At 72.4% G+C, this 6429-nt stretch carries 4 protein-coding genes; 3 read left to right on the forward strand and 1 reads right to left on the reverse strand.

Annotated elements, in window-relative coordinates:
- The first annotated feature begins 239 nt into the window (after positions 1-239).
- Both HMPREF0731_RS05020 and HMPREF0731_RS05025 read left to right on the forward strand, forming a co-directional pair.
- On the forward strand, positions 240-1442 hold the full coding sequence (locus HMPREF0731_RS05020; protein WP_245538245.1) for an efflux RND transporter periplasmic adaptor subunit: 1203 nt from the start codon (positions 240-242) through the stop codon (positions 1440-1442).
- A 12-nt stretch (positions 1443-1454) separates the two neighbouring features.
- Positions 1455-4532 (forward strand): efflux RND transporter permease subunit, encoded by a 3078-nt coding sequence (locus HMPREF0731_RS05025; protein ID WP_007002953.1) that lies wholly within the window; start codon positions 1455-1457, stop codon positions 4530-4532.
- Between the two features lie 68 nt (positions 4533-4600).
- Here the strand turns inward: HMPREF0731_RS05025 and HMPREF0731_RS05030 are convergent, their stop codons facing one another.
- Positions 4601-5998, reverse strand: a complete 1398-nt coding sequence (locus tag HMPREF0731_RS05030; RefSeq protein WP_007002954.1) for an MFS transporter — start codon at positions 5996-5998, stop codon at positions 4601-4603.
- Between the two features lie 254 nt (positions 5999-6252).
- On the opposite strand from HMPREF0731_RS05030, the gene HMPREF0731_RS23860 reads away from it, so the two are divergent.
- A partial coding sequence (locus HMPREF0731_RS23860) for an SDR family NAD(P)-dependent oxidoreductase (RefSeq protein ID WP_007002955.1) occupies positions 6253-6429 on the forward strand: 177 nt, incomplete at its 3' end.

The raw sequence follows: 6429 nt of genomic DNA on the forward strand, positions 1-6429 counted from the left end.
CTGAGGGCGGCCGGCGCGGCTGGCGCGACGAAGCCCGGCGCCCGCCTCCGGCGGGACGCCCTGGAAGCCGCGGGGCGGAGCAATCCGCCGGCCGCGGTTTTTCGTCGCCCGCACTGTGCCGCTCCGCCTCGCCTCCTGGCGCGTTCTCGCGGAACCGGTATCGCTATTTTCGATGCAGAATTGTAACGCAATGCAACGGTCGCTTTGCGCGGGCTGCCATGCGGCCTATGCGGAAAGCCATGACCCCTTCGCGTTCGCGTGACCTGATGCGGGCGGCTGCCCTCGGCATGCCGCTGGTCCTGGCCGTCGCCCTGGCGGGCGCGCCCTCTCCCCTGCTGGCCCAGGGGACGCCCCAAGGGACGCCCCAAAGGACACCCCAGGGCTCCGGCCCCGCCGTGCCGGTGGCCACCAGCCCCGCCCAGCGCGGACCGGTCCCGCTGGAGATCGCCGCCAATGGCAATGTGGTGGCCGAGGCGACGGTCACCGTGCGCAGCCGGGTCGATGGCCAGATCGAGAAGGTGCATGTCCAGGAAGGCCAGCGGGTCGAGCGCGGCCAGGTGCTGTTCACCCTGGATTCGCGCATGGCCCAGGCGCAGCTGGCCCAGCAGGAGGCGCAACTGGCGCGCGACCGGGCGCTGGCGGTGCGCGCCCGGGCGGACGCCACGCGCTACACCTCGCTGCGCGGCGAGGGCTTCGCCGCCGCCCAGCGCTACGAGCAGGCCCAGGCCGACGCCGCCTCGGCCGAGGCCAATCTGCGCGGCACCGAGGCCCTCATCGCCCAGACCCGCCTGACGCTGGATTATGCCACCATCCGCGCCGAGATCACCGGCCGGCTCGGCGCCCTGCCGATCACCGAGGGCAATCTGGTGCGATCGGGGGAGCAGACGGCCTTGGCCACCATCACCCAGACCGACCCGATCCAGGTGCAGTTCGCCGTGCCGGAGCGCTGGCTGCCCGAGATCCGCGCCGCCATGCAGCGCGGCGAGGCCAGCGGCGCCCTGCCCCGCGTCACCGCCCACCCGCCGGGCGATTCCCACCCGCCGGTGCAGGGCCAGCTTTTCTTCGTCGACAGCCAGGTCGATACCACCTCCGGCACGGTGCAGCTCAAGGCGCGCTTCCCGAATGCCGACAGCGCGCTCTGGCCGGGGCAGTATGTCAACGTCGTGCTGGTGCCGCGCACCGAGCTGGACGCGCTGAGCGTGCCGGTCCAGGCGGTGCAGACCGGCTCGGGCGGCGAGCGTTACGTCTATGTGGTCGATGGCGAGAATCGCGCCCGCCGCCGCGCCGTGACGCTGCAGCGCGTGGTCGGCGGCCGCGCCGTGCTGCGCGCCGAGATCGCCGCCGGCGACAAGGTGGTGACCGAGGGGGCGCAGCTGCTCTCCGACGGCGCCCGCATCGCCGAGCGCCCCGCCCAGCCCACCCCCCGCCCGCCCCAGAGCTGAGGAAGCGCCACGATGCACCTGTCCGAGCTCTGCATCCGCCGCCCCGTGATGACCGGCCTGCTGGCCGCCGCGGCGGTGCTGGCGGGCATCGTGGCCTATTTCCAGATGCCGGTCGCGGCGGTGCCGCGGGTCGATTTCCCGGTCATCACCGTCTCCGCCAACCTGCCCGGCGCCAGCCCGGAGACCATGGCGAATTCGGTGGCGCTGCCCTTGGAGCGCGAATTCTCCACCATCGCCGGCATCGACCAGATGTCGTCGACCAGCGGCCAGGGCACCACCCAGCTCACCCTGCAATTCGTGCTGGGGCGCAACATCGACGCCGCCGCGCTCGACGTGCAGGCCGCCATCTCCCGCGCCCAGCGCCGCCTGCCGCAGGAGATGACCAACCCGCCCAGCTTCCGCAAATCCAACCCGGCCGACGCGCCGGTGGTGCTGCTGAACCTGCGCGGTGGCGACGTCCCCCTCTACCGGCTGAACGAGGTGGCGGCGGTGCTGATCTCGCCCGCCCTGTCGCGCATCCCGGGCGTCGCCCAGGTGGTCACCTATGGCGAGCAGAAATACGCCGTGCGCGTGCAGCTCGACCCCGACCGGGTGGCGGCCCTTGGCCTCAGCTTCGACGAGGCGCAGCGCGCCATCGCGGCGGCCAACAGCAACACCCCCGTCGGCACGCTGAACGGCCCGCGCCAGCAGCTGACGCTGCGCGCCAACGACCAGTTGCAGGATGCCGAGGCCTTCGGCCAGCTGATCATCGGCGGCCGCGGCAACACCCCGATCCGGGTGCAGGACGTCGCCACCGTGGTCGATGGCGTCGAGAACAACCGCGTCGCCGCCTGGATGAACGGCACCCGCGGCCTGACGCTCGCCGTGCAGCGCCAGCCCGACGCCAACACGGTCGAGGTGGTGGACGGCGTCAAGGCCGCCCTGCCGGCGCTGCAGGCGGCGCTGCCGCCGGGCGCCGAGATCACCGTGATGCTCGACCGCTCGGTCTCCATCCGCGACGCCGTCCACGACGTGCAGCACCACCTGCTGATCGCCATCGGCCTGGTGGTGCTGGTGATCTTCCTGTTCCTGCGCAAGCTCTGGGCGACGCTGATCCCCGGCATCGCCGTGCCCATCTCGCTCGCCGGCACCTTCGGGCTGATGTACGCGCTGGGCTACGGCATCGACAACATCACGCTGCTCGGCCTGACCCTGGCCGTGGGCCTCGTGGTGGACGACGCCATCGTCATGCTGGAGGCCGCCGTCCGCCACATGGAGGAGGGCATGAGCCCCTTCGCCGCCGCCATCCGCGGCGCGAAGGAGATCGGCTTCACCATCATCTCCATCACCCTGTCGCTGATCGCCGTCTTCATCCCGATCCTGCTGATGGGCGGCGTGGTCGGCCGCGTCTTCAACGCCTTCGCCGCCACCGTCTCGCTCGCCGTGCTGGTCTCCTGCGTCGTCTCGCTGACGCTGACGCCGCTGATGACCAGCCGCCTGCCGGCGCATGGCAAGCCCAACGCCTTCGAGCGCGTGCTGGAGCGCGGCTTCGTCGCGGTGGAGCGCAGCTATGGCTGGCTGCTGGACAAGGCGCTGCGCTTCCGCCCCATCGTCTGGCTGACCTTCCTCGCCTCCATCGGCCTGTCGGTCTGGCTGGCCGTCAGCATCCCCAAGGGCTTCTTCCCCGTCGAGGATACCGGCCTGCTCAGCGTCGGCACCGAGGGGCCGCAGGACGCCTCCTTCGACGACATGACGGTGCGCCAGGCCCGCGTGGCCGAGCTGATCCGCCAGCACCCCTCGGTCGAGCTGGTGAACTCCATCGTCGGCATCAGCGGCAACAGCCAGGCGCTGAACCAGGGCCGCATGTTCGTCCAGCTGAAGCCGCGCGCCGAGCGCCAGCCGATCGGCGAGATCATCCAGGAGCTGCGCCGCAGCACCGCCGGCATCCCCGGCATGCGGGTCTTCTACAACCCGATCCAGAACCTCAATTTCGGCGCCCGCCAGTCCCGCACCCTCTACCAGTACACGCTGCAGGGGCTGCGCTCGGACGAGCTGTATGACTGGGCCGGCCGCATGACCGAGGCGCTGCGCCGGCTGCCGGAATTGCAGGACGTCAACACCGACCTGCAGCTCTCGGCCCCCATCCTCTCGGTGCAGGTGGACCGCGACCGCGCCGCCGCCGTCGGCGTCACCGTCGACCAGGTGCGCCAGGCGCTCTACTCCGCCTTCGGCGCGCGGCAGATCAGCACCATCTACGGCGCCTCCGACAGCTACGCCGTGATCCTGGAGGCGCTGCCGCGCGACCAGCAGGACGAGACCGGCCTGTCCAAGATCTACCTGCGCGGCAGCACCGGGCGGCTGGTGCCGCTGGACGGCATCGCCCGGCTGGAGCGGCGCGTGGGCCCGCTGACCGTGGCGCATCAGGGCCAGCTGCCCTCGGTGACCATCGGCTTCAACACCGCGCCCAATGTCGCCCTCGGCCAGGCCACCGCCGCCATCGCCATCGTCGAGCGCGAGCTGGGCCTGCCGCCCACCGTCGTCTCCGGCTATTCCGGCACGGCGCAGATCTTCCAGCAGGCCCTGGCCGGCCAGGGCATGCTGCTGCTGGCCGCCGTGCTGATCATGTATGTGGTCCTCGGCGTGCTCTATGAGAGCCTGGTCCACCCGCTGACCATCCTCTCCGGCCTGCCGCCCGCCGCCCTCGGGGCGCTGGCCACCCTGTGGTGGTTCAACCTCGACCTCTCGGTCATCGCGGTGATCGGCGTGCTGCTGCTGATCGGCCTGGTGAAGAAGAACGCCATCATGGTGGTGGACGTGGCGCTGGCCATGCAGCGCAAGGGCGTCGATCCGCTGACCGCGGTGCGCGACGCCAGCATCCTGCGCTTCCGGCCCATCATGATGACCACCCTCGCCGCCGCCGCCGGCGCGGTGCCGATCGCCGCCGGCTGGGGCGCCGCGGCCGAGCTGCGCCAGCCGCTCGGCCTCGCCGTGGTGGGCGGGCTCGCCGTCTCCCAGGCGCTGACGCTCTTCGTCACGCCCGTGCTCTACCTGGCCTTCGAGGGGCTGGCGCGGAAGTTCAGCCGGCAGCCGGTGGCGCAGCCGGCGGAATAAGCCACAGAAAGCAAAGCAAAGGCCGGGGGGACAGGGTCCCCCCGGACCCCGCCTTCAATTGGGGTCCGCTAGCGTTTGACGATGCCCTCGCCCGCATCGGGGGGCAGGCGCAGCGACAGGGGGGCGGCCGCCGCGGTCAGCAGGGCGCCCACCAGGAAGGCCGCCGTGAAGTCGGGCATCGCCGCCGCCTCGCGGCCGGCGATCGCCACGCTGGCCTGCAGCACCGCCGAGGCCACCGCCACGCCCAGCGCCAGCGGCAGCTGCTGCGCGGTGCTGTACAGGCTGGTGGCGGCCGAGAGCTTCTCATGCGGCACATCGGCATAGGCCAGCGTGTTCAGCGTGGTGAAGTGCAGGCTGCGGAACAGCCCGCCCACCATCAGCACCACGAAGATCGCCGCCATCGGCCAGCCGGGACGGAAGGCGCCGCAGGCCGCGATCGCCAGCGCGCCCAGCAGCGCGTTCCAGATCAGCACATTGCGGAAGCCGAAGCGGCGCAGCGCGAATTGCGCCATCGGCTTCATGGCGAAGGCGCCGAGCGCGGTGGCGAAGCTCACCATGCCGCTCTGCGCCGCGCTGGCGCCGAAGCCCAGCTGCAGCGTCAGCGGGATCAGGAAGGGCACGGCGCCGGCACCCACCCGGAAGATCGTGCCGGCGACGGCGGGCACCTGGAAGCTCGGGATCGACAGCAGCCGGAAATCCAGCGCCGGGTTGGCGACGCGGAGACAATGCCGCACCGCCAGCGCCGTCAGCACGACGCCCAGCAGCAGCACCAGCTGCGGCACCGGGCTGGGCACCAGGCCACGGCCCAGCGTCTCGAAGGCGAACATCAGGCAGGCCAGCGCGGCGCCCACCATCGACAGGCCGCGGATGTCGGGCGGCGGCGGCAGCGCCTTGGGCAGCGCCGGGATGATGCGCCAGACCAGCAGCAACCCCAGCAGCCCCACCGGGACATTGATCCAGAACACCGCGCGCCAGGAGATCAGGTCGGTCAGCAGCCCGCCCACCGGCGGGCCGAGCAGCGGCCCGAGCAGCCCCGGCATGGTCAGCCAGGTGGTGACCGAGAGCAGCTCCTCCTTCCGCACCCGGCGCAGCAGCAGGATGCGGCCGACCGGCACCATCATCGCCCCGCCCAGCCCCTGCAGCACCCGCGCCGCCACCATCTCCGCCAGCCCGTTCGACAGGCCGCAAAAGGCCGAGGCCAGGGTGAAGGTGGCGATCGCCACCATGAAGACCTGCTTCGCCCCGAAGCGGTCCGCCACCCAGCCGCTGAGCGGGATGAACACCGTCAGCGCCACCAGGTAGGAGGTGATGGCCACGCCCATCACCAGCGGGTCCTCGCCCAGGGAGCGCGCCATGGCCGGCAGCGCCGTCGCCACCACCGTGCTGTCCAGGTTCTGCATGAACAGCGCGCTGGCCACGATCGCCGCCATCAGCCGCGGGTCCGGCAGGGGGGGCGAGGGCGTCACGCTGGCCTCCGCCGGCGCGGCGGGGACTATGGCGGGGTCTTGGCCGGAGGCATCGGGGCGGCTGGGGCTGGGCAAGGCGGGACCGGCTGGCTGTGGGGCGGGAGGATCAGGCTAGGCCCGTGCCGCGCCCGGCAAAAGCCCGGCCGGGCTGGAAGCAGCCCTGCGGCCCCGTCACGGCGGGGGGAGCACCGGTCCGGCCGCGCCCTTACCACCGCCGCCGCCGCATGCTGCACTGGCGGCGAAGGAGAACCGGCATGCAGCAGACCCCACCGCCCCGCCTCGCCCTGGTCACCGGCGCCCAGCAGGGCATCGGCGCCGCCATCGCCCTGGCGCTCGCCGAGGCCGGCGCCGACATCGCCGTGAACCACCTGGACGATGCGGCGGCGGCCGAGGCGCTCTGCGCCCGCATCCGCGCCCTGGGCCGCCGGGCG

Source organism: Pseudoroseomonas cervicalis ATCC 49957 (assembly GCF_000164635.1).
Taxonomy (GTDB): Bacteria; Pseudomonadota; Alphaproteobacteria; order Acetobacterales; family Acetobacteraceae; genus Pseudoroseomonas; species Pseudoroseomonas cervicalis.

Excerpts from the sequence above, each read along its gene's own strand:
- HMPREF0731_RS05020 (WP_245538245.1), top strand. The coding sequence starts at position 240 with ATGACCCCTTCGCGTTCGCGTGACCTGATGCGGGCGGCTGCCCTCGGC.
- HMPREF0731_RS05025 (WP_007002953.1), top strand. The coding sequence starts at position 1,455 with ATGCACCTGTCCGAGCTCTGCATCCGCCGCCCCGTGATGACCGGCCTG.